The sequence below is a fragment of the Microbacterium pygmaeum genome (genome assembly GCF_900100885.1).
Taxonomy (GTDB): Bacteria; Actinomycetota; Actinomycetes; order Actinomycetales; family Microbacteriaceae; genus Microbacterium; species Microbacterium pygmaeum.
The window spans coordinates 1,509,806-1,531,736 of the sequence record NZ_LT629692.1 but is presented as its reverse complement, the minus strand read 5'-3'; the positions used below and the strand labels follow the sequence as shown (position 1 = coordinate 1,531,736).

The window sequence follows — 21,931 nt, the reverse complement described above, 5'->3', positions numbered from 1 at the left end:
ACCCGCCGCGGGCGCGCCAATCCATAATTGGAGACCAGAGACGAATAGGAGTTGGATCAGAAATCGTCACGATTCGCCTGATTGGTCGCGCTTCAACCGCCATGAATGGACGGTCCGTTGAACTCGGGCGGAGCGTCGTCAGCCCCTGCTCATATTGCAGCTCGAAGCCACAGGGCGCGCATTTCCATCCGTTCGATGTGTTATGCATAACTACCCAACAGTCGGGACATCTCGGTTGCTCCGCAGCATCGAATTCGTTCATCAGAGACCAAGTGATTGTGACGCTCGCAACCGCGGAACGTGCAGGGCATCGACGGAAACCTCAAGTACCGCTCTCCTGCGAAACGCCTCCACGACCTGACGAAGGTCCGCCTTTGTCAGACCGCTGGGGAGCCCACCGGAGGAGACGACCTCCTCGATTGCCATGCGCAGCACGAGTTCCTCGACTGCAGATCGAGTCTTGCCGGTGTGAGTGCGGACGACCTTCTCCAGTCGCGCGTCCTCCCGCAGCCGGCGAGCGTTCCTCCGTAGGTGGGATTCCAACCTCCGCGCAAAAGCCTGCCGCTGCGCAAGTCGTTCGCGCTCAGCTACGGCGACCCTCGCGCTGCGAACTGCGGCGGCGACGTCGCGGCTTGTCAGCAGGTCGATGCCGCGCATTCGATCACTGACGACTTGTGCGGCATGGGCGTAAAGGAAATCCTCGCCGTCTATAGCTGGCAGCCCCATTCGCGCACGGAACGCCACGTATGAGCCTGCAAACTCGCGCATCCGCGGGCCATCCGCGAGAACATGCTCAGTCAGCAAGGAGGAAAGCCACATGAGCTGGTTCACGTGCTCCGATCGGAACGGGTCAGCAAAGAAGTCGTTAGCCCGAGAGTCGTTGCCGCGTCGTTCCGCAGCGAGCACCTTGTGCATTCGTCGAGTCGGCAGGCCGGCCCGCTCCAGTCGCGTGCGCAATCGCTTCGCGGCCGAGTTCGCGGCGAGAATCGTTGCGTAGCGATCCGGATTGCTTCGGTACGCACGTTGATAGTCCGCAAGACGCTGCTTGTTGCGGTCTGCCCACGCTTTCCGTGAACGCTTGGTCTTTTCCGGATCCGCATCACGTCGCGCCGTGGCGCGAGCATTCACTCGTTCGCGGTTGTCCGCGTGATAACGGCGGTAATACTCGCGGACCCGCTCGCGATTGGCTTCGACCCATCGTCGTCGATACTCGCGCACCTGCTCAGGATGGGCTTGCTTCCATCGCCGCGAACTCTCGTTCGCTCGGCTGCGGATTGCTGCGGTTCGGCGTCCGCGTCCATATGAGCGACGCGCGGACTCTCGATTGAGCTGCTTCGACCGTTCCGGGTTATCGGTCTTCCACTGGCGTCGCTGCGCCCTGGCCTGCTCCGGATGCGCCTCCCTCCAGCGTCGAGAATTGGCCGCCCTTCGGTCCCGGTGCGCCTGTGCATAGCGACGATCGCTCTCACGGGCACGCTCTCTATCGCGACCGACGCCCTTCTCGTCGCCTTGATCCTTCTTGTCGTCGCGTTGATCCTTCACGTCAGCAGGAGGATCGTCGTCGCCTTTTGCACTGGCCATGCGACTCCCTTACTCCGGCGACGGCTCGGGAGCGAGCTCGATGATCAACTCCATGAGCGTTGTTCTATGAGCCGACGGATTGGTGATGACGCGCCCGACGACAGCTCGCAGTCCGTTCAGTTCGTCCGCGCCGAGCGCTGCCACCGGCTCGAGGCAGTAGTCGATGTCGCTCTGAAGGTTGTAGTCCGCATCGTCGACGGCGATCTCTGGGTAGTAGAACAGGGCAGCGAGTGCAGTGCGGTGAAGGAGTTCATCGAACCGCTCCTGGGGCAGTGCCATGCGAAACCTCCGACGTCGAGTACCAGCGCTGTACACAGCCAGCGTGTCCCGCATACAAGGTGAGCACGTGCCCCCGCGCGGCGAAGATCGGAATCAGTGAAACGCGCGAACAGACGGTCGCTCATCACGTTGGAGCACGACGCCTTCGCTCATCACCGGCACTCGCAACGCACGCCGAATCTTCGCTTCACGCAGTCGCACCCTCAGCAGATAGATCGCGCTCACGGGCCCAACGACGATGAACTTAATCGCGTTCCAGATGAAGAGAATCACGAGCAGGTTCATCCAGCCCGGCCCACCCTGCTCGACCATTCCTCGAGCAACTACGGCGGCGGCCATGTAAATGACAGCGATCAGCATCGCGGGCGCGCCCCATTTCAGGCCACGCCGAGTGAAGATCTTGGCAACGAGCATGTTGGTCGGCATGAACCGACGCATGAAGATGCGCACGCGAGTGCCGAGCATCCAGACGAGTCCGAACATGCGGCTGCCCTCCTAAAGCTCAACAACGAGAACTTGGAAGGACCGATCAGGACCGGTCATACCGTCGCTCGAAGCGACGGCGCTAATGAGGTTGCCTCCGACGATTCTAAAACTGGGCGACGACAAAGGAAAGAGGCTATCGGGCGAGCGCGTTCATGTCGCGGCCACTCCCCCTCACTCGACGGTCCTGGAGGCCGCTTCCTCGAGCGAGCCGACGCGCTGCATCGATCGCAAGCTCCGCACTCGCGGCGTCCCGTTGCTGAGTAGTCGTCGCCGGAGCAGCATCCAATGCGCGATGCCCCGTGATGCCATATCGATCGCGATAGGCGGCGACGACCCCCGCATGGCGCCGCCACGCCACTCGCTCCACGCCCGCTGGCTCCGAACCCAACTCGCCGATCCAGGCAGCGCGGGCCGCGACGGCTTGCTCGACCAAGCCATTCGCGCGTTGCTCCATCAGCAAGCGCCGTTCGTCCAGGGCGCGGCGCATCTCGAGCGTCATCGGACCGATTGCTTCGGCGACCAGCCCGGTGATCAATCGCGGCGCTTTGCGTCCGATTCCTCGATCAGCCTCGCGGGCTGTCGCTCTCTGCAGACGTGAGAGAAGAACCGCGGCGATGTCCCCCGCATCGTCAAGACCGCGAGCACGTGCGAGCACCGGCAAGAGCCGGTCGACATCGTGATGATACGCCTCTGCGCGTCGCAGCTCAGCCACCAATGGTCCGAACGCGTCCGATGCGATAACTGCCGACGACTGTGCGCTCGTCAGTCCGGAATGTTGGATCACATCAACCCAGCGGTCTCGTTGTGCAGCGGCGGCGATGGTCTCGTACTCTGCGGCGAGTTGCGCGGTCGACTCCCAGCGATCCTGCTCAGCAGCGATCGTCTCGTGCGCCGAAAGCTCGGCTCCTACATGCTGGAGAACGCCGCGCAGAACAGTGCGCGCATTCACCTCGATTGGTTCACCCGGGTGCGGTCCGGCGTGGCCGGCTTCGGTACGGTCGACAGCAACATACGCGGTGTTCGCTCTACGACCGCGGGTCATCGCAACATAGAAGCTCTCGCGCGTCATTCCCGACCGTGCCAGGACGTGCGCGGTATCGGTGGTGATTCCCTGTGCGCGGTGAGCCGTGATGGCGTAGCCGAGGTCGACGTGCGCCGCGACGTAATCTGCCGGCAGTTCGACCGTCACCCCATGGTGACGGCCCGCGCGGCGCACCAGCATCCGTCCATCGCTGAGCACGTCGACGACGCTCCATCTATCGCCGTTGCGCACCCAGGATCTACCGCTCCGCAGACTGCGGTCGTTGCGCCGGGTGAGCACGAGGTCGCCCGCTGCGGCGGCATCCCCCGCGTGCAACGTCACCTCGCGCGTTCCGGATATCTCACCATCGATGATGCGCTCGGCGCGGGCACGGATGTTGAGCGCTGCAACCGCCTCGTTGGAGTCGGCAACGAGCACGCTCGACAGCCCCATACGTAGGTCGCTCCGCCACTGCGCGTAGGCCGCGTCGATCATCGCTTCCGAATCGCCCTCGAGAACTCTGTCGTGGTCGGCATAAACGTCAATGACGTCGGTATCGCCGTCACGCAGCTGAGCGGAGGCGTCCTTTTCCCATGCATCGAGGAACCGATGCACATCGAACAGTTGAGGCACGACTTCGCGATCGTGGACGAGGAGAGCGAACGCGCCACCCGCATCGACGGCCTGGAGTTGCGCGTGATCACCGACAAGCAACACTTTCGCGCCGGCCGCGGTAGCGACCATCGTGATTCGATCGAGCGAGATGGTGCCGGCGAGGGATGCCTCATCGATGATGACCAGCTGACCTGACGAAAACGTGTCGCCATGGATCAGGTGGTTTGTCCACCACTTCGCGGTGTTCTCCGTCGGAATACCCAGGTCCTCGGCGAGGACGTGGGCGGCGCCAGCGGAAGGCGCGAGTCCGACGACGGCGCCTCGACCGTAGACCTCTTCCCAGACGACTCGAAGAGCACGCATCGCGGATGTCTTTCCGGTGCCGGCAGCGCCGACCAGAAGATCGATGGCGCGCCCCGACGTAGCGATCATCTCGAGCGCGTCGACCTGATCGATGGAGAGCGCCACGCCGTCCGAGCGGCGACGCGCACGTCGCCCCCAGTCCATTGCAATCCGTGGCGCACCGAGGTTGTGAGATCGATCAAGCAGTCGTGACTCGGCATCCAACAAGATCGACGCGGTGAACACTGCACTCTTTCGAGCGCGGAAGACCGAGGAGCCGTCGACTCGCTGGAACTCGGATGGGCTTACGGCGACCTCTGGCGGGGAGAGGCGCAGCGAGGCGCGCTCCGCAGCGTCGGCGATGGATTCGACGACTGACTCTCGATCGGATGCCGCAGCAAAGCGCATCGGCATGCTCTGGCGCGCGGCCTCGGCTACGAGGTTCCAGCGACGCCAGGTTGTTCGCTTCTCGGCGACGGCGAGCATCACGCTGCTGCCCAGCGCATTGATGCGATCAGGCTTCACGTCATTGGCGCGCAACAGCGCCGGGGCTGGCTCCGTGGCGACCACCTCTCTAGCCCATCCAGCTACGTCATGCCCGAGTACACGCGTTGCACCGTCGCGCCATCCGGCTGTGAGCTCAGCGAGTGAATGCACTTCCTTTTCGGGGCGCGTCGTCAAGGTCGCCTGCGCTCGAAGTTTCATCATCGTTGCGGGATTTGGGCGGTGGCCGTGCATTGCAACGTATGTCTCGATCAGGCGATCCGTCTCCTCACTGATCGCATGTGCACGAGTGGAGAACTCGCTCACCAGCTGCTCTGGCACCGCGGCAATCGCCCACGTGGTGTTGCGATCCCTACCCGGCTGTCGCGGTTCCCAGTTGACATCGAGCGCGCGGGTGAGTTCGTCGGTGAAGATCGCTTCGTGCAATTCGGAGAGCGCAACGACTGCTGCGTGGAGCGGTCGACCGTCTAGCGATCGCCATTTGCCGTCGAGCGATGTCTGCACCTTGTTGCTCACGACAACGTGGGTGTGCAGGTGGGGGTCGCCGGCGCGACTGTCGAAGTGATCGAACGCCGTTGCGATGATCCCATTGACGCTGACCTGCGCAACAGCTCCGTCAACGGAGGTTGCGCCTGTGCGGGTCGCAGCAATCTGGCGTTCGAGGTACGCAACGACGTGTGCGACGGCGCGATGGTGCGCGTCGACGATCAGTTCCTGCGTCGTTGCGTCTGCAACACCCCAGAGCACACTCGCCGATTTCGGGATAGAGAAGGTGAAGTCGAAGCCCGCGACAGCGCGCTGACGCGACATGGACTCTCCGCCTGCTCCCTCGCCATTGCCGTAGTGGGGATACGCGCGGCCAAGTGGCGCTCCGCTGACCGGATGACGGCCCATTCCGATGAGCATCTGCAGTTGTGCCTCTGTCACACTGTCGCCGGGACGGATGCTGGACGCCAGTGCGTCGACACCAGTTCCCATCCAGCGGCCAGGCGGAGTGCCATCTGCACTGTAGTAGCGAGTCAGCGGCGTAGACAAAGACCGGATGCCGTCTCCGGCGGCGACGGTGCGAAGCAGGTACTTGTAACCGTCGCCAGCACTCATCACCCGCATCGAGACTGTCACCGCCGGTCCTCCGATTCTCAGACAGGAGGTGCGCGCCCTCGATCTGCAAGAGGCGTGCCGATTCTTGAGGCACGGGGTTCGCGAGCGAAAGTCGGGGTCAGATCTCGTCGAACTGCTGCGTGAGCCAGGAGGCGACGATGGCGTCCCAGCGTTGAGGATCAGAGTTCCAGGTCATGGTGTGCGCGGATTCGAATTGTTCCAGGTGAACGATGTCGGGGCGAAGCTTCGCCAGATCTCGAGAGACGTGGAGCGGCGCCGAATCGTCGCGCGATCCGTGGAGGATGAGCGTCGGAGTCGTGAGCTCCCGTGCGCGGGCGATCCAGTTGAGCGTGTGAAATGGTATGCGTCCGGCGAGCCCGATGACACGGGCCAGCGGCGCAATGCTCAGCCATGGGACTGCGAGCACGCCCGCAGCAGCAGGGATGCCGGCACGCCTGCAGTTGGCTCGAATCGTCGCGATCCAGTCAAGCACCGGGGATTCGAGCACCATCGCGCTCACGCCGATCTGTCGTGTCGCGTGCGTCGCGAGTTGCAGAGCGATCTCTGCGCCCATCGACCATCCAAAGAGCACGATGCGCTGGGCTCCGTGCTCGAGGGCGTATCGAAGGGCGCTATCGACGTCATCGACCTCCTCGGCGCCGAGCATCGAACGTCCGGAACGGGTGTACGGTCCTTCGCCATCGTTTCGGTAGCTCACGATCAGCGAGGTGAGGCCGAGCGACGATGCCACGCGCGCGCCGCGCAACGGTCCCGAACGCGGACTGCCCATTCCATGAATGTGAATGGCCCAGGTGGATGCGTTCTCGCCCTCACCTCGGATGAGTGATGCCGGTGCGGAGCCAACCGGAGTCGAGATATGCACGTCTTGCGCTGCTAGGCCAGCTGCAGCGGGCGTCGTGAAGAAGATCCCACTCCACGCAACTGGATCCCCAATCGAAGGGGTGAGCCCAGTCGACGATTGGGTGACGACACGGGCGACTCGACTTGATCCGCGATCGACCGCCTCGGCGGCAAGCTGCGCCCATCCGCCGTCCGCAAAGAGGAGCGAGTATGTGCCTCGAGCACTCGTCTGACGGTTGCGATCGAGTACGACGACTCGCTCACCGTCAGTGATCTCGACGTCTCGGATCACAAGGTCGAACGACCGTGGAAATACCGGCGCCGTCAGCTTGCGCGCGATGAGCGCACCCAAGCCAATTCCGCACGCGGTCGCGGAGGTGCCCAGCGTCCACGCCGCCACGCCGAGTGTGCGCATGACCTCCGCCTTCGCTCGCAATCGACTGGTGTCAGCGCGTTTTCGAGCCCAGGAGGTGCGCCTCGGCTCGATCCAGCAGGTGACGGTCATCGGTGGTCGGATCGAATTCGATTCGTGGGTCGATCATCGCATCGCGAATCTCGACCACTTCCCGATGAAGTACCGTTTCTGGATCTTCGAGGCGGATTGCCGTCGCGTCTCGCTGGCTCAATCCTGGTCGTACGCGAGTGGCGGCATCCCACAACGGCGTCAGCTGCCGCACGTACGTCTGCGTACGCGCCAGGCGCCTGCGCTCCCCCACGTACCGTACGGCCGGCTGACTTGCCAGACCGATGCAGAGGAACAGGAAGGTCAGGAAGAAGAGCGGACCGTAGGCCGAGCCAAACGCTGTCATCAGGTTCAGGTTTCCGGTGAGATGCGCGATGTCCATGACGAGAACGACGAGGCTCAGCGCGACGCCGAGTACTGCACCGGCGATCAGCGAGCCGGCAGGAACTCGCTGCGCTCCGTTGCGAAGTCGAAATTGCCGGACGGCGACGGCGGCCATGGCGGCAACGACGATGCCGTAATACGTGAACTGAATCATCGAGTACGCGGCCGCCGGCGGCTGGTCGCCGAGATCGAGCATGAAACTCGTTGTTGTGGAGCCCTTGTCGATCAAGATGAACGAGACGACAACGCCTGCGAGCGCGACACCGAGCGTGACAGGCCCGAGCGCAATGCGCACCGGTCGCGGAGAATACTCCGCTGCCTTCATGATTCCTCGACCGAGGAAGAAGACGCCGACCATCAGTGCAACCTCGGCGACAAGCGTTCCGAAGTTTGCGCCGCCGAGCGCGGCATCCACCGTCGTGTACACGGTATCCACGCTGAGCGTCATCGCGATTGCGATTGTGACCGCGGCGTAGGTGATCGTCCGCTCCGAACGTCGACGGCGCAGGATCAACAGGCTGATGACCAGCACCCACATCAGCGCCGCGATCGCTATCTGGATCATCCGAAGATCTCCAGGTAACGAGACTCCGCGAAGGCTGACCCCCTGATCGCTGCTGCAAGTCGATCGGCAAGGGCCTCCGCAGCGATTTCACTGTCCGAATCCAGGTCTTGCCGTGCGAGCAACCGCCGACGGGTGTGCGGGGGGATGTCGGGGAACAGGCGATCGTCGGACGAGCAGTCATCGTCGTCGCCGTGGCCAAGGATCATGTGCGCGAACTCGTGAAGAACGAACTGTTGTCGATGAAGCAGCGACTCACTGCGCGCGTGGAGGACCAGGTCTTCAGACTCCGTGACCAGCCACATCGCGCACATGCCGTCATGTTCACCGAGTTCGGTGAGTTCAACGATTCTCAGTTTTCGCTGGCGGCGATCCTGAATTGCGGCTACCAGATCGTCGAACGTGAAGGCGCTGCCGAGCGCGAGCTCTTCCACGGCCGTCACCACGGTCTTTTCGATATTCACGTGTCTCACTCCCTTCCGGGAGCATGCGCACGGGTGGGTTGGCGAGGACCCGCGTGGCACTGCTCAGGTTTGTTTCATCTCCTCATCCAAGAACTTGCTGATTGCATTCAGCGCCTTGGGCGAAACATCCCCCAGCGTTCGCGCGGCATATGACTTGACCCGTGCTGCGCGCATCGACCGAACCAGGTCGAGTTGCGCGTTCACCTTCTCAGGTGTCGCGGCGCCCTCGTCCCCCAGCAGGAACGGCGCATCGACGTCGAAGAACGCCGCCAGACCGTCGACGATCAACGGGTCTCTCACATATCGGTGCCCATTGACCATGTAGCTCCACCGCGATCGCGACAGACTCGCTCCTCGCGCTTGCAAGAACGCGGAGATCTGTCCATACGTCGGCTCAGCTCCGGATTCCGCGATAGACACATCTAGCAAGAGCCTGAGGCGCTTGGCCAGATGCTGAGCAGCTGATTTCTCGTCGATCTCCGTCATCTCACTGGACCACCTCTCACCCTCGGGTAAGGCAAGGCATCGTCGCCTGATTTCTGTGCGCAAGACACAGATTTGGACATGCTCAACCTAATCCTTGGACATGCTCCTTTCAAGGGTTGCACATGTGCAAATGCGGTGGTAAACCAGAGATGGTAGCGATTTAGACATGTTCAACGGAGGTGATGAGAAGGACGGACTGACTCAGAATTCGGGTGGTCGACCTACGCGTCGGCTTCGCGAAAACGCCGTTCGGAAGGATCAGTTCCGAACCGATGGATCTTGCACTTTCGCACTCTGATGACCCCGCTCAAGCGGTGCGGTCACGGCGAAGTGCCTCATCTGCTCCCCATGGAGCACCTCAGTGTCATGGACGCGCATAATTCAGCGCATCGTCACTCAGGGAAGGTGAACGTCGTGTCCGACCAAACGACAAGGCCCGATGCCGAGGCCCGGCTGAACGAGGTACACGACCGACTCGTACGCTCCGTTGAGGCGTTGATCGAAACCGATGACTGGAAGCGATCGATCGAGTTCGCGGCCCATTTCCGCTCTCGCTCGTTCAACAACACCCTGCTCATCTGGTCGCAACACGCCGCCGCATTCGAAGCAGGCAGAGTCTCAGAGACGTCGCCGACATACGTTGCTGGATTCAAGCAATGGCACGCAGTCGACCGAAGCGTGCTGTCCGGCCAGCACGGCTACATGATCTTCGCACCGCGGACCGCCCGGTTTGCAACAACGAGTCCGCTCGATGTCTCGTCGTGGCGACGACTCGCGCCACGCGAACGCCCGCGCTCTGGCGAGGTTGTGCGCACGGGCGTCGTCGGGGCGCGGCCGGCGTACGTCTGGGACATTTCGCAGACAATTGGTCGACCCATCGTCGAAGTTCCACGACCACACCTTCTGCGCGGCGTTGCGCCGGCCGGACTTTGGACTGGGCTCGCATCGCTCGTCGATCAAGAGGGCTTCACGCTGTCACTCGTGGCGAGCGCGACATCGATCGGCGGTGCGAACGGGCGCACTGACTACTCGACGAAGACCGTCGCAGTTCGGGCGGATATGGATGACGCGGCCCGTACGAAGACGCTCGCTCACGAGCTCGCTCACATCCGACTGCACGGGCCCGGCCACGAGGCTCTCGCGCACCGAGGAATCGGTGAGGTCGAGGCTGAATCAGTCGCACTGATGATCGCGGCGGCGCACGGAATGGACACTCAGGAGTACACCATCCCGTATGTCGCCACTTGGGCATCGTCTGTTGCGGACGCGGATGCACTTGTTGTCGTGCAGCGCACAGGCGAACGGGTGCGGCGCGCTGCAGCTGCTGTCCTCGAGATGCTGCCAAGTGAACAGATGCCGGCGGGTGACCCTCCTGGTCTGGATCGATCCGCGTACGGACAGGCGCCGCCACGTCATGCAACCACTCACACCACTCCTGGACGCACAGCGGACCGCACTACGGCGCGGAGCATCTCATGAGCGTGGCCGACGTCCTTCTGCAGGTCAGTCGCCTCGGCACGAGGGAAGCAGCGATGCGCTTCGTGCGCTCGGGTTTGCCGATCTTCCCCTGCGAGCCAGGTGGAAAGCGGCCGTTGACCCGCGCAGGATTCCTCGACGCTACCTGTGACGTCGATCAAGTCATCGCGTGGTGGCGTCGCTCGCCGCGAGCCAACATCGGCATGCCGACTGGACTCGCGTCGGGTGTCGACGTCGTCGATGTCGACGTGAAAGCCGATGGAACGGGCTTCCCCGCGTTCCATCGCGCGGTCGAAGAAGGACTGCTGGAAGGCGAGATCGCACGGGTAAGAACGCCCTCGGGTGGGATGCATATCTACTTCCCGGCGACGGCCTCCTTTCAGCGATGCTGGCAATCAGCTCGCGCGCACATCGACTTTCGCGGCGAGGGCGGATACGTCGTCGTTCCTCCCTCCAGTTCGTTCATATCCACCGGGTCGGCGGCGTACATGTCGGCGGCGCTGGAGAACTGGTCAGTTTCGACGTTTGAAAAGTGAACAGTTGCGGGCAGTCTAGCCAGGGGTTTCGTCGGTGGTGGTGCGGATGCTTGGGAGGCTGTCGATGCCTCGTCCGCGGAGTCGGTAGCTGGCGCCCTTCAGGGTGAGGACGTCTGCGTGGTGGACGATGCGGTCGATCATCGCGGCGGCGACGGCTTGGTCCCCGAACACGCCGCCCCAGCCGGAGAACGGCAGGTTGCTGGTGAGGATCAGCGAGGCGTGTTCGTAGCGGGACGAGACGAGTTGGAAGAACAGGTTCGCGGCGTCTTGCTCGAACGGCAGGTAACCGACTTCATCGACGATGATCAGCCCGTAACGTCGGAGCCGGGCGAGCTCTTGCGGGAGCCGGCCTTGCCGGTGGGCGTCGGTGAGGCGGGTGACCCAGTCCGTCGCGGTCGCGAACAACACCCGGTGCCCGTGCTTGGCGGCGACAATCCCCAGCGCGGTGGCGAGGTGGGTCTTCCCGGTTCCGGGCGGTCCGAGCAGCACGACGTTCTGCGCTTCGAGCAGGAACCCTCCGGATGCCAGGGCGGCGATCTGCTGCCGTGCGGTCGGCTGGGCATCCCAATCGAAGTCGTCGAGGGTCTTCCTCGCGGGGAACCCTCCTGCTTTGATCCGCAGCTCCGCGCCGGACGCGTTCCGTGCTGAAACCTCACGCTCCAGGACCGCGGCGAGATAGTCCTCGAACGACCAGCCGGCATCCCGGGCCTGGTCGGCCATCCGGCCGGCGGCTTCAGTGATCCGAGGTGCTTTCAGCGCGCCGGCGAGATACGTGATCTGCTTGACCGCGTCCGTGGTCTTGCCCGACGCCATCAGCTGTTCCCGTCGCCGGTGACCAGCCCGAACGCCCGGTCGTAGTCGGCCAGATCCCGGATCAGATCGTCGCCGACCGCGACCGCGCGGGGTTGCTGGAACTGTTTACGGAGCCGCGCGGCGATCTCCACGTGGGCCGGGTCGGTGACCGTGGTCCCACGCGCCCAAACCCGGGCATGGTCGGCGACGACTCGGCCGTCCGCGCGGACCTTCACCCGCTCCAGGTCGGCCGTGACATCGACCATCCGGCCGATCACTGTCGGGTCCACGGAGTAGTCGTTGGTGTCGAGGCGGACGTAGTAGTCCCGGCCCAACCGGATGCTATTGCGCCAGCCCAGATGGATCGGGATCGGCGGCAACGGCAGCATCGCGGCCCGGTCCGCGTCCAACCGAGACGTCGGCGCAGCCCGGATCGTACGCACCACCCGAGTATTCGCTTTGGCCAGCCAGTCGGTGAACTGCGTGTTGAAGTCCGCCGGGGACGTGAAGGACCGGCCGGGCATGAACGAGGTCTCAAACCACCCGTTGCGCCGCTCGACGACACCTTTCGATTCCGGGTCCCGCGGCGGCAGCAACACCAGCTTCGTCGCGAGAGTCCCCATGAACGCGGCAACACCGGCGGCAGGGCGATGCGCTCTCCCGATACCGCCCTCGTTGTCCCAGATCAACCTGCGCGGGACCCGCCCGAGCTGCTGGATCAACTCCCACGATCCCAGCAGCAGATCCTCGGTCGTCCGGGTCGGGATCATCCGACCGACCACAAACCTCGAATGCGCCGCCGTGATCACCAGCACCGGCAACAGCTTGGCCGTGCCATCCTCGAGCGAGATCTTCTTCGGCGGGAACCAGAGATCACACTGCGCCGCGTCACCCGGCTCCCAGCTCAACCGGTCCGCCGGATCGATCGGCCGGAACTCCGGCCGCAACTGCTTCACCCCCGCCCGGAACCAGGTGATCGACCCCGTCCAGCCGACCCGCTCCGCGAGCACCGTCGCCGGCATATCCGGCGTCTCCGCGAGCAACGCCCGCACCCGCGGCTCGAACGCGACGAACGAGGACTCCGTCGGCGTCCGCTCATACTGCGGCGGCGAATCCGACCGGACCGCCTTCAACACCGTCGTCCTAGAGATCCCCAACCGCTCCGCGATACGCGCCTTCGGCACGCCCTCCGCAGCCAACCGCCGGATCAACGCCCAGTCCTCCAAAGTGATCACTCTCCAATCGTCGAGTGTTCACTTTTCACCGCCGAAACTGACCAGTTTTCAAACGTCGTCGACAGTACAGGCCCTTCTCAATCTCGTCGGCACCGAGCCACGCAATCGATGCCGACAACCTCCGCACGTTTCTTGAGCCGCGACCGGAGCGGGACACATCGCCGCGGGCCGGCGCCGCAGTGAACGGGGAAGTACTGTCACGGTGGGTCTCTCGGCTGCGCGAAGGCGAACGCAATCACGGATTGTTCTGGGCCGCATGCCGGATGAGCGAGGCAGGGATCGTCGAGGAAGCAATCGTCGACGTCCTCGGTCCGGCCGCGATGCGCATTGGTCTGGATGCGGATGAGATCGAGCGAACGGTGCGCTCCGCGCACCGCCACACGCAGTCCGGCCAGCGCGCCTCAGCGGCGGGCATCCCCAGCAGCGCGCCGTTGGGATCTTCGATGTCGAGTTCGGTACGGAGTTTCCGATGAACCGCGCGAGCCGCGGTATCCGTCTTGCGATGCTGACGGCAGTTGCTGGCACCGTGTTCATCGCGGCCGGAGCATTCTGGTTGTCTTTTACCTCGCTGGCGGACCTCGCTCGGCGATCAGGGTTGAGCGTTGATCAGGCGTGGGCATGGCCGCTGATCGTCGACGGCATCATCGTGGTCGCAACAGTCGCCGTGGTCGTTCTCGCCGGAACCCGGGCGGCGTGGTACCCGTGGATGCTCCTGTTTGCGGGTGCGCTGATATCCGTTGCAGGCAATGCCCTGCACGCCGTGGTCACGGCGACGTCGGATGTGCCGCTCCTCCTTGCGGCATCGGTTGCCGCAGTGCCACCACTCGTGCTGCTCGCCATCACACACCTGACGTCGGTGCTCACTCGTCACGCAGCACCATCAGCACCACCCGTGACAATCGTCGGGTCCGAGGTGCAACTCCATGTCCTCGATGACGAAAGCCCGAACGAGAAGGTCGGCCCCGAGAGCGCTGCGGACCTGCGGGCATCGGGATGGTCGAATCGCGCGATTGCCCAGCAGCTCGGTGTTCATCCGTCAACGGTCGGGAGATGGCTACAGGCTCACGTCTCCCCCGCCAAGCCGCACAGCGAGCTTGCCGAGAGGAGTTAGACCATGAGCGAGGCATCAACAAGCGAAAGCGACGACTTCGATCGTTTCTCGCCACCTGACGCTACGAGTGATCGTGAATCTTTGACGAACGATCACGCGCATCGCGTTGTTCTCGATCGTGACGCCGGTCACCGACCCCGCACAGAGATGACACCCGAGCATCGAGTTCAGTGGGTCCGCATCTCGGATCTCATCAATTCGGGAACCGGTCACATCGCCGGGCGAGGAATCGACTTCGAAGCAGAGTTGGCCCGACGACTGCGACACCCGGCCGAGACAACCCAGCGCGCTGTTCAGAACCGCCGTTCGTCGCTGCCACCACTGGACGCATTCGGTCGAAGTCGAACCGCACCCGCAACCGACCGCCTCGCGCGGAGTCGATGAGCCATGTCCGGAATTCCGCAGCCGAATGCCGACTCAGGCGGGATGGACCACCTGCGCACCTATCCCGCAGGAGGTACTTTGATGCCAGAAACCGAGCGGGCGAGTGTCCGCACATTCCAACACTCTGAGGGTCTTCGGGCTGTCCTCGATCGCATCGGCGACGCTGAGCCACATGCGTGGCGGTTGGACGGTGAAGTCGCCAGCCTGATGGTCTACGCGGCCCGGCGATACGCTGCGCTCGCCCGAAAACATGGGCTTGACCCGTGGGAAGCTGCGGCATTCGCGTTCGAAGCGATGCGCACTGCGTCTGCACGCCGGGCAGACGATCCGTGGGCGATCGTCACCCGCGCCGTGCAGATCACCTGCATCGCCGAAGAGCGCGCGCGGGGTCTCTTGTGCTCGGTCCATCAGGCGCGCCGGCCGCGATACTCCGTCTTCCACGATGCCGAGCGATTCAGCGACCGGGAGAACGCGCTCGTCGACTACCACCCCGCGTTTCGCGTTGAGGCTCCGGATGCAGGTGCTTCGGCGGAGACCGCGGCAGTCGAGTCCGCGATGGAAGACGCCATCGCGCTCTTCGCGCTGGTCGGCTGGCCGGCAGACACCGCTCGCGGCGGAGTCGAGTACGTCTGCGCTCGGCTGGCCGACGCCAGCTCAAGGCCCGCAGCTTTCGAGCTGCTGCGTCGCGATCACACCGCCTGCGCGCTCCTTGATGTTCCGCAGACAGCGTGGCGCGCAATGCTGCGTGCTCTGCTCGGCTGCCCCGATCCGGCACAGGCTTCTACAGCAGCGGGCCGCGGCATCCTCCTGCGTCTCCTCGTCGGCGAGTCGCTCGAGTCATTGCTCCACGATGATCGTGTACTCGCCGGACTCCTCGATAATGTGCCGTGCCGACGACCATGAAGCAGCAAGGTCACATCGAACTCGAGCGATCCGTCGATTCCATCCGCGTCGGATCGAGGCATCGCGTCGACCTTGGCGACGTCGACGCTTTGGCAGAGTCGATCGAGCGTCAGGGATTGCTGCAGCCCATTACGGTCACACCAGAGGGCGTGCTCGTGTGCGGCGCACGCAGACTCGCGGCGTTGCGACAATTGGGCGTCCGAAAGATCAGCGTCTGGGTGCGAGCGGGTATCTCGGACCGTCTTACGCAGGTGCTCGCTGAGCAAGACGAGAACGCTCAGCACAAGCCGCTCTCCCCCGCCGAAGCGGCGTCGCTGTATCGAGAATGCAAGGCGTTGCTTGCAGAGGATGCTGCGCGCCGGCAGGTCGCGTCCCGCTTCGGCACGACCGATATCGACGGGGCGCCCGGTGCCGTTACAACAACGGCACCGCAGCGAAGGAACGACGGAGATGCTCGCACGCAGGCCGCCCTCCTGGTGAGCGGTCGCCGCTCGTTCACTACCCTCGAGCGCATCGGACGGCTGCAGGACATCGCAGCGGATGTTTCCCTCCCGGCTGAAGTTCGCCGTCACGCACAGGCAGAGCTCGACGCAGTAGAGAACGGAGCTCCCGTCTTGCCCGCGTTTCGCCGAGTCAGCGAGAACCACATCCTGTCGCACCTCGATGCGGTGGCTGACGGGGAGAGCGCCGATCAGCGCACGGCTGCGCGCCAAGCCGCGAACAGAATCCGCGCGGGCGCCGAGGCGTCATGGGGGGAGAACCCGAAGCAATTCGCGGCCAAGGCGCTCGCTCGGTCGAAAGAACCGATAGCCGGCGAGACTGCACTGAATCGGCTCGACACCGCTGAACTCAAGCGTTTCAACTTCACGTGGGACGACCTGACCGCATGGTGGGAACGTTTTGACCCAACCGTCATTGCTGCCGGCCTCACGTCCGACGAGTGGCAGCGCTTCACGGCAACGCTCGAGGGCAGCCTCGCGTTCGCCGATCGAATCCGACAGTTACGGAGCGAGCGGCCGGAGAGGTCCCAGCGCGCGAGCTGACGATCCTCGCCGGGGCACCGACGCGCACCTTCCCTCGACCTTGCAAGTCCGACTCGACGGGAACCTCCATGGACGACCCACACCGCCGCCGCACCGTGATCGCGTCCGTGATTGGAGGCGCAGCAACCCTGGCCCTGCTGATCGCGATAGGCGTGTTCGGTCTGCTTCGAGGCAACGTGCCGGCTCCGGCGACGTCGACCTCGACGAGCGCCGCAATCGATGTGCCAAAGGCAGATCGCATCGACGTTCCACATCCACTTGCAACTGCACTGAACCCCGAGTCATTTGCGAGAAGGGTTGCAGCCGCCCTTTTCGACTGGGACACACGCGGATCAGCCGGCCCGTCCGAGTGGGCACTCGTACTGATCGATATCGGCGATCCCGACGAGGCCGCCGGACTTGCTGCAGACATCCGCGGCTACCTGCCAAGCGCCGAGCAGTGGCGGCAACTCGAAACCTACGGGACTCAACAATGGCTCTCGATCGAGAGCGTTCGCGTTCCAGAGACGTGGGCGATCGCAGTCGCGCAAGCCGCGCCCGGCCAGCTTCCGCCGGGCGCGATCGCGTACACGGTTAGCGGAGTCCGGCATCGGGTCGGCGTCTGGGGCGATCAGACCACCTCAACCTCGGCTGAAGTGGCGTTCACGGTCTTCCTCGCATGCCCGCACGATGAGAGCTGTCGACTGCTGCGAATCTCTCTCTTGAACAAGCCGCTCGAGTGACACGATGGCGAAGCTGCTCGGCATCCTGCTTGTGCTTGTGCTCACCCTCCCGTCGCTCGGGCTCGTCACCGTCGTGGTGCTTCTCACGCCGGCTGTCACGGCGTGCTCGATGAGCAGTCTTGCGGTGGGGCCGATTCCCGATTCGCTGGCGGCGCGAACGCGTGACGGATCTGCGATCACCCTCAACCGTCAGCAACTGACGCACGCGGCAACCATCATCACTGTTGGCTCGCAGACCGCCGGCGTCGGGCGACCAGGTGCGCTAGTCGCCCTCATGGCGGCGCTGACCGAGTCGACCCTACGGATGCTGGCGAACTCGGCGGCATATCCGGAATCAGCTATTTACCCCAACGATGGCGAAGGCTCCGACCACGACTCGCTGGGACTGTTTCAGATGCGGCCCGTCTCTGGATGGGGCACCGTCGCTCAGCTGATGGACTCGACGTACCAGGCGCGAGCGTTCTACGGTGGCCCGACCGGCCCCAACAGCGGCTCGCCCCGTGGGCTGCTCGACATCGCCGGCTGGCAATCGCTCGACCCCGGCGTCGCCGCGCAGTCTGTCGAGGTCAGCGCCTACCCCGACCGCTACCAGAACTATCAGCCCGTGGCCGAGGCGATACTTGCCGCGCTCACTGCGCGCGCCACGAACTCACCTGCAAACGAGGGTCCTCGAGTTCCGGAGACGACACGCATCGTGTTCCCGTTGCCCTCCGGCACGTATGTCGACACCTCGAGCTACGGATGGCGCACCGATCCATTCACCGGCGAGCAGACCTTCCATGAGGGCAGTGACTTCGCGGCCTCCGGCGGCACACCGATCCTCGCCATCGCCGACGGGACCGTTACGTTCGCCGGCCACCGCGGCGGCTTCGGCAACCTCATCATCATCGAACACACCGTCGGCGGCGAGCGCGTCGCCTCGTACTACGCACACATGTGGGATGCCGGTGTCCACGTGGTCACCGGCAGCACCGTCGCCGCAGGCCAGCACATCGGCGACGTCGGCTCCTCGGGCCGTTCGACCGGCACGCACCTGCATCTCGAGATCCATCCGGGCAGTCCCGAGAGCGCACCGGTCAACGCCGTCGAGTGGCTCGCAGAGCACAGCGCAGCTGGTCTTCAGGACGGGTCCGTCGTGCCCGCAGGGTGCATTGCAGCGACAGCATGATCACGGACGTCTTTCCGAATTTCGGTGCCGTTGGAGGCGCGGGCCGATTGAGCGACATCATCGGCGCATTGCTGATGTTCGTGCTCATCACATCGGTGTTATTGCTCGTCGTGTCCGCGGTCACGTGGGGATTGGCGGCGACGAACGGTCACTACCAGACAGCCGCCAAGGCCCGACTCGGCGTGTGGCTCTGCTGCGGCACGGCCGGGCTTGCTGGGGCGTGCGTCGCCTTGGTGAATTTCCTCCTGGGTCTCGGCGCGGGGCTCTGAGGGGCTCACGAGCTCAGGGAACCGTGGCACTCCTCTCTTTCGACATCGTTCGCTAGGCAGGGAGACTCCGTGATCGACATCGACCCGAACACCACCGGCCTGCCGGGCATCCCGCAGCTGAACGTCATCGTCGGAGCCGTCATGACGATCGGACTCATTCTGAGCGTGCTCGCGCTGATCATCTCGGCGATCGTCTGGGGCATGGGTGCGAACTCGTCGAACCCCCACCTCGCTTCACGAGGCAAGCTCGGCGTGCTGGTGTCCTGCGCTGCGGCGATCATCTGCGGCGCCGCCGTCACCCTGATCAACTTCTTCTGGAGCGTCGGTCAGACGGTCTGACTGATCTCACGCAGATCTGAGCGAACCCTCATGAGCGTTTGTGACGTGCCCGTCATCGCCTCCGTGTGTGCCGGGGTCGGTGAGGGGATTGCTTCGTTGGTAGCGGCACCTTTCGAGTGGCTCGCCTATGCGATGGGATCAGCCGCCGCCTGGTTGTTCGAAGCGGTCTGGACTGCCTTCGACAGCACGACGCTGGTCGATGTTCGGGCGCCTGGCTATGTCGATGTGTTCAACGTGCTGTTCGGCGTCGCGGTCTTCATCACACTCATCTTCTTCTGCTTCCAACTGATCACGGGGCTCGTGCGACGCGACCCTACCGCTTTGTCACGTGCCGGGCTCGGGTTGGGCAAATCGATCCTCGGGTCATTCGTCGTGATCTCACTGACCGGAATCCTGCTCGAAGTCACGGATCAACTCGCCATCGGCATCGTTCAGGCGACCGGGAACACGATGGAGGGAATCGGCGATCGGATCGCACTCCTGGTTGCCGGGCTTGCGTCGATCAACATCGTCGCCCCCGGCGTCGGTGCAATCGTCACGATCTTTTTGGCCGGACTGGTGATCAGCGCCGCTGCAATCGTGTGGTTCTCGCTCCTGATGCGAAAGGCGCTCGTGTTGGTCGCGATCGTGTTCGGCCCTATTGCGCTGGCGGGGGCGACATGGGATGCGACCAAAGGATGGTTCGGCAAGTGGGCGTCATTCGTCATCGCGCTGATCCTCTCGAAGCTGGTGCTGGTCGTCATCTTCCTGGTCGCGGTCGCGCGAGTGGCGGCGCCGATCAACGCTGACCTGGCGTCGATCAGCAACCCCATCGCCGGGATCGTGTTGATGTTGATTGCGGCATTCGCCCCATACATGACGTACAAGTTCCTCAACTTCGTGGGCATCGATATGTACCACGCCATGTCGAGCGAACAAGAGGCGAAGTCTTCACTCAATCGGCCGGTGCCTATCCCCTCCAAGCCGATAGCGGACAACGCCGCGAAGATCTTGGGACCGGGCGGGACACGTAACTCCGGCACGCCGGCTGTTACTCCAGCGGCGTCTGCGAATGGCGGAGCAGCAACGAGCGGCGCCGCGGCGGCCGGGGCTACCGGCGCGGGGGTGGCCGCCGGCGCTGCCGTCGTGCATGCCGCGGCAACAGCAGGCCCGAAGAGCGGGAAGGCCGCCGCCGGCGCCGCAGATGCGCACACGCAGAACGCTGACCAGTCGAGCGCGCAGAACCAACGGGTCGTGGGCCGCGTGCATGAGGCGACGACAGCAGTCGGGGCGCCCGGACACCACGCGTCAGCACCACACCCGCCGATGCGAGTCCCGCCACGCCAAGGAGAGTCACGACCATGACACGCTCGGAATCTGGGGCTGGCTTCGAACCGGCATCCGTGCAGTTCTCACGGCTATCACGCCGCGGCATCCTGTTGGGCCTATCGCTCCCCCAGCTCATTGCGATCGCAACCGCACTGCTGACCATCGTGATCGGGCTTTACACCTCAGGGCCAGAGGCAGTTGCATGGACATTCCCGATCTGGGGATCGGCAGTCGTCGTCGCAAGCGTCGGTGTTGGTGGCCGAAAGCTCGTCGAGTGGACGCCGGTGCTGGTGCAGTGGACGCGTCGAACGGCCTCCGGTCAGCTGACCTACTGTAAACGAATCGAGAGGCCGCGCCCCGCCGGTACCTTAGCGCTACCCGGCGATGCAGCTCGGCTGCGCGAATGGGTCGATGTCGAATCCGGCGCGGTGATGGTTCACGATCCTCACTTACAGACGTTGACTGCGGTCCTAGCGGTCTCGCATCCCGCCTTCGTGCTCCTGGACCCGGCGGAACAGCACCGACGCGTCACGGGCTGGGGTCGCGCGCTCGCGGGCGCGTGCCGCTCCGGACGCATAGCGCGGCTGCAGGTGACCGAGCGGACACTGCTCGACTCGGGCACCGGACTCGACGATTGGTGGGACCACCACGGCCTCGACGACGGCAGTTGGGCTGCGACGACGTATCGGGAATTGATCGAGCGCGCGGGACCTGCCGGAGAGCGCCACTCGACGACAATCAGCATCTCGTTGGATCTGCGCGCCGCCGGACGACAGATTCGCGCCGGCGGTGGCGGCATGCGTGGCTCGGCGGCTGTCCTTCGCCAGGAGATGGCGGCGCTCGTAGCAGCCCTCCGAAACGCCGACCTCGCCGCCGGCGAATGGCTCGGTCCGAGTGAACTCGCCGCGGTCTTGAGATCTGCCTACGATCCGGCCGCGAGTCTTCATCTGGAGCGAAGTCCTACGCTTGGGCGCTCGCTTGCTGATGCCGGCCCGGTGGCCGTGATCGAGCGCTGGGATGGACTTCGCAGCGATTCCGCGCACCACGTCGTGCTCTGGATCAGCGAGTGGCCACGATCTCAGGTGTTTCCAGGGTTCCTCGCGCCCCTCGTGCTGTCGAACGGCGTGCTTCGCAGCATCGCCCTGCATTACATTCCGGTGCGATCCGATCACGCGGCGCGAGATCTCCGGCGCAAGAAGACTGAGCTGATCAGCGACGCACACCAACGTCGCCGCATCGGACAGATCGAAGATGCTGCCGCGACCGCCGAGTACGACGACGTGCTGCAGCAGGAAGCGGACCTGACGGCTGGACATGGCGTCTTACGTGTGATCGGCCTGATCGGCATCTCCGCTCCCACCCTCGCCGAACTCGATGTGGCCGTTGCGGCCGTCGAGCAAGCTGCCATCCAGGCTTCCTGCGAGACACGAAGACTTTTCGGCCAGCAGGCTCAGGCGTTCAGTGCGGCCGCGTTGCCGCTGTGCCGCCCCGCATGA

The 21,931-nt window shown here is 64.2% G+C and carries 21 protein-coding genes; 11 read left to right on the top strand and 10 right to left on the bottom strand.

Annotation, left to right across the window (positions count from 1 at the left end; all coding sequences use genetic code 11):
* Positions 1-261 precede the first annotated feature (261 nt).
* From BLT19_RS17570 to BLT19_RS07080, 8 genes are all read right to left on the bottom strand, one after another.
* A complete protein-coding gene (locus BLT19_RS17570; RefSeq protein WP_157681795.1) occupies positions 262-1,581 on the bottom strand; it encodes a hypothetical protein in 1,320 nt (439 codons plus the stop codon).
* Positions 1,582-1,590: 9 nt separating this feature from the next.
* Positions 1,591-1,860: a hypothetical protein gene (locus BLT19_RS07110; RefSeq protein WP_091488133.1), complete on the bottom strand. Its 270-nt coding sequence runs from the start codon at positions 1,858-1,860 to the stop codon at positions 1,591-1,593.
* A gap of 93 nt (positions 1,861-1,953) precedes the next feature.
* Complete coding sequence (locus BLT19_RS07105; RefSeq protein WP_231917837.1) at positions 1,954-2,343, bottom strand: sulfate permease; 390 nt, start codon at positions 2,341-2,343, stop codon at positions 1,954-1,956.
* A 136-nt stretch (positions 2,344-2,479) separates the two neighbouring features.
* A complete protein-coding gene (mobF, locus tag BLT19_RS07100; protein ID WP_091493503.1) occupies positions 2,480-5,938 on the bottom strand; it encodes a MobF family relaxase in 3,459 nt (1,152 codons plus the stop codon).
* 109 nt (positions 5,939-6,047) lie between these two features.
* Positions 6,048-7,205, bottom strand: a complete 1,158-nt coding sequence (locus BLT19_RS07095; protein ID WP_091488131.1) for an alpha/beta hydrolase family protein — start codon at positions 7,203-7,205, stop codon at positions 6,048-6,050.
* Positions 7,206-7,236: 31 nt separating this feature from the next.
* On the bottom strand, positions 7,237-8,202 hold the full coding sequence (locus tag BLT19_RS07090) for an MAB_1171c family putative transporter (protein ID WP_091488128.1): 966 nt from the start codon (positions 8,200-8,202) through the stop codon (positions 7,237-7,239).
* On the bottom strand, positions 8,199-8,663 hold the full coding sequence (locus BLT19_RS07085; RefSeq protein ID WP_091488125.1) for an ImmA/IrrE family metallo-endopeptidase: 465 nt from the start codon (positions 8,661-8,663) through the stop codon (positions 8,199-8,201). Before BLT19_RS07085 ends, BLT19_RS07090 begins: the two co-directional genes overlap by 4 nt.
* Before the next feature lie 63 nt (positions 8,664-8,726).
* The gene (locus BLT19_RS07080) at positions 8,727-9,149 is read right to left on the bottom strand and encodes a hypothetical protein (protein WP_091488123.1); all 423 of its coding nucleotides are present in this window, start codon (positions 9,147-9,149) and stop codon (positions 8,727-8,729) included.
* A gap of 414 nt (positions 9,150-9,563) precedes the next feature.
* Here BLT19_RS07080 and BLT19_RS07075 point away from each other — a divergent pair, with 414 nt between their 5' ends.
* Together BLT19_RS07075 and BLT19_RS07070 are read left to right on the top strand one after the other, a co-directional pair.
* On the top strand, positions 9,564-10,628 hold the full coding sequence (locus tag BLT19_RS07075) for an ArdC-like ssDNA-binding domain-containing protein (protein WP_157681794.1): 1,065 nt from the start codon (positions 9,564-9,566) through the stop codon (positions 10,626-10,628).
* On the top strand, positions 10,625-11,161 hold the full coding sequence (locus BLT19_RS07070; RefSeq protein ID WP_331710707.1) for a bifunctional DNA primase/polymerase: 537 nt from the start codon (positions 10,625-10,627) through the stop codon (positions 11,159-11,161). The genes BLT19_RS07075 and BLT19_RS07070 overlap by 4 nt, the downstream gene beginning before the upstream one ends.
* A 15-nt stretch (positions 11,162-11,176) precedes the next feature.
* Here the strand turns inward: BLT19_RS07070 and istB are convergent, their stop codons facing one another.
* A complete protein-coding gene (gene istB, locus BLT19_RS07065; RefSeq protein ID WP_091487205.1) occupies positions 11,177-11,974 on the bottom strand; it encodes an IS21-like element helper ATPase IstB in 798 nt (265 codons plus the stop codon).
* Entirely contained in the window at positions 11,974-13,188 is a 1,215-nt protein-coding gene (istA, locus tag BLT19_RS07060; protein ID WP_091487203.1) for an IS21 family transposase, read from the bottom strand. The genes istB and istA overlap by 1 nt, the downstream gene beginning before the upstream one ends.
* Before the next feature lie 502 nt (positions 13,189-13,690).
* Between istA and BLT19_RS07050 the strand changes: the two genes are divergently transcribed.
* The 9 genes from BLT19_RS07050 to BLT19_RS07010 all read left to right on the top strand — a co-directional run bounded on the left by BLT19_RS07050 (position 13,691) and on the right by BLT19_RS07010 (position 21,931).
* The gene (locus BLT19_RS07050) at positions 13,691-14,299 is read left to right on the top strand and encodes a DUF2637 domain-containing protein (protein ID WP_091493489.1); all 609 of its coding nucleotides are present in this window, start codon (positions 13,691-13,693) and stop codon (positions 14,297-14,299) included.
* 465 nt (positions 14,300-14,764) lie between these two features.
* Positions 14,765-15,586, top strand: a complete 822-nt coding sequence (locus BLT19_RS07045) for a hypothetical protein (protein ID WP_091488116.1) — start codon at positions 14,765-14,767, stop codon at positions 15,584-15,586.
* Positions 15,571-16,629, top strand: coding sequence for a ParB N-terminal domain-containing protein (locus BLT19_RS07040; RefSeq protein ID WP_231917835.1), 1,059 nt, complete (start codon positions 15,571-15,573; stop codon positions 16,627-16,629). The genes BLT19_RS07045 and BLT19_RS07040 overlap by 16 nt, the downstream gene beginning before the upstream one ends.
* A gap of 68 nt (positions 16,630-16,697) precedes the next feature.
* Positions 16,698-17,351, top strand: coding sequence for a hypothetical protein (locus BLT19_RS07035; RefSeq protein WP_091488113.1), 654 nt, complete (start codon positions 16,698-16,700; stop codon positions 17,349-17,351).
* A 4-nt stretch (positions 17,352-17,355) separates the two neighbouring features.
* Positions 17,356-18,519: a M23 family metallopeptidase gene (locus tag BLT19_RS07030; protein ID WP_091488110.1), complete on the top strand. Its 1,164-nt coding sequence runs from the start codon at positions 17,356-17,358 to the stop codon at positions 18,517-18,519.
* Positions 18,516-18,788, top strand: coding sequence for a DUF6112 family protein (locus BLT19_RS07025; protein ID WP_091488108.1), 273 nt, complete (start codon positions 18,516-18,518; stop codon positions 18,786-18,788). Before BLT19_RS07030 ends, BLT19_RS07025 begins: the two co-directional genes overlap by 4 nt.
* A 69-nt stretch (positions 18,789-18,857) precedes the next feature.
* The gene (locus tag BLT19_RS07020) at positions 18,858-19,127 is read left to right on the top strand and encodes a DUF6112 family protein (RefSeq protein ID WP_091488105.1); all 270 of its coding nucleotides are present in this window, start codon (positions 18,858-18,860) and stop codon (positions 19,125-19,127) included.
* A 30-nt stretch (positions 19,128-19,157) separates the two neighbouring features.
* The gene (locus BLT19_RS07015; RefSeq protein ID WP_231917834.1) at positions 19,158-20,471 is read left to right on the top strand and encodes a type IV secretion system protein; all 1,314 of its coding nucleotides are present in this window, start codon (positions 19,158-19,160) and stop codon (positions 20,469-20,471) included.
* Positions 20,468-21,931, top strand: coding sequence for an SCO6880 family protein (locus BLT19_RS07010; RefSeq protein ID WP_091488103.1), 1,464 nt, complete (start codon positions 20,468-20,470; stop codon positions 21,929-21,931). The genes BLT19_RS07015 and BLT19_RS07010 overlap by 4 nt, the downstream gene beginning before the upstream one ends.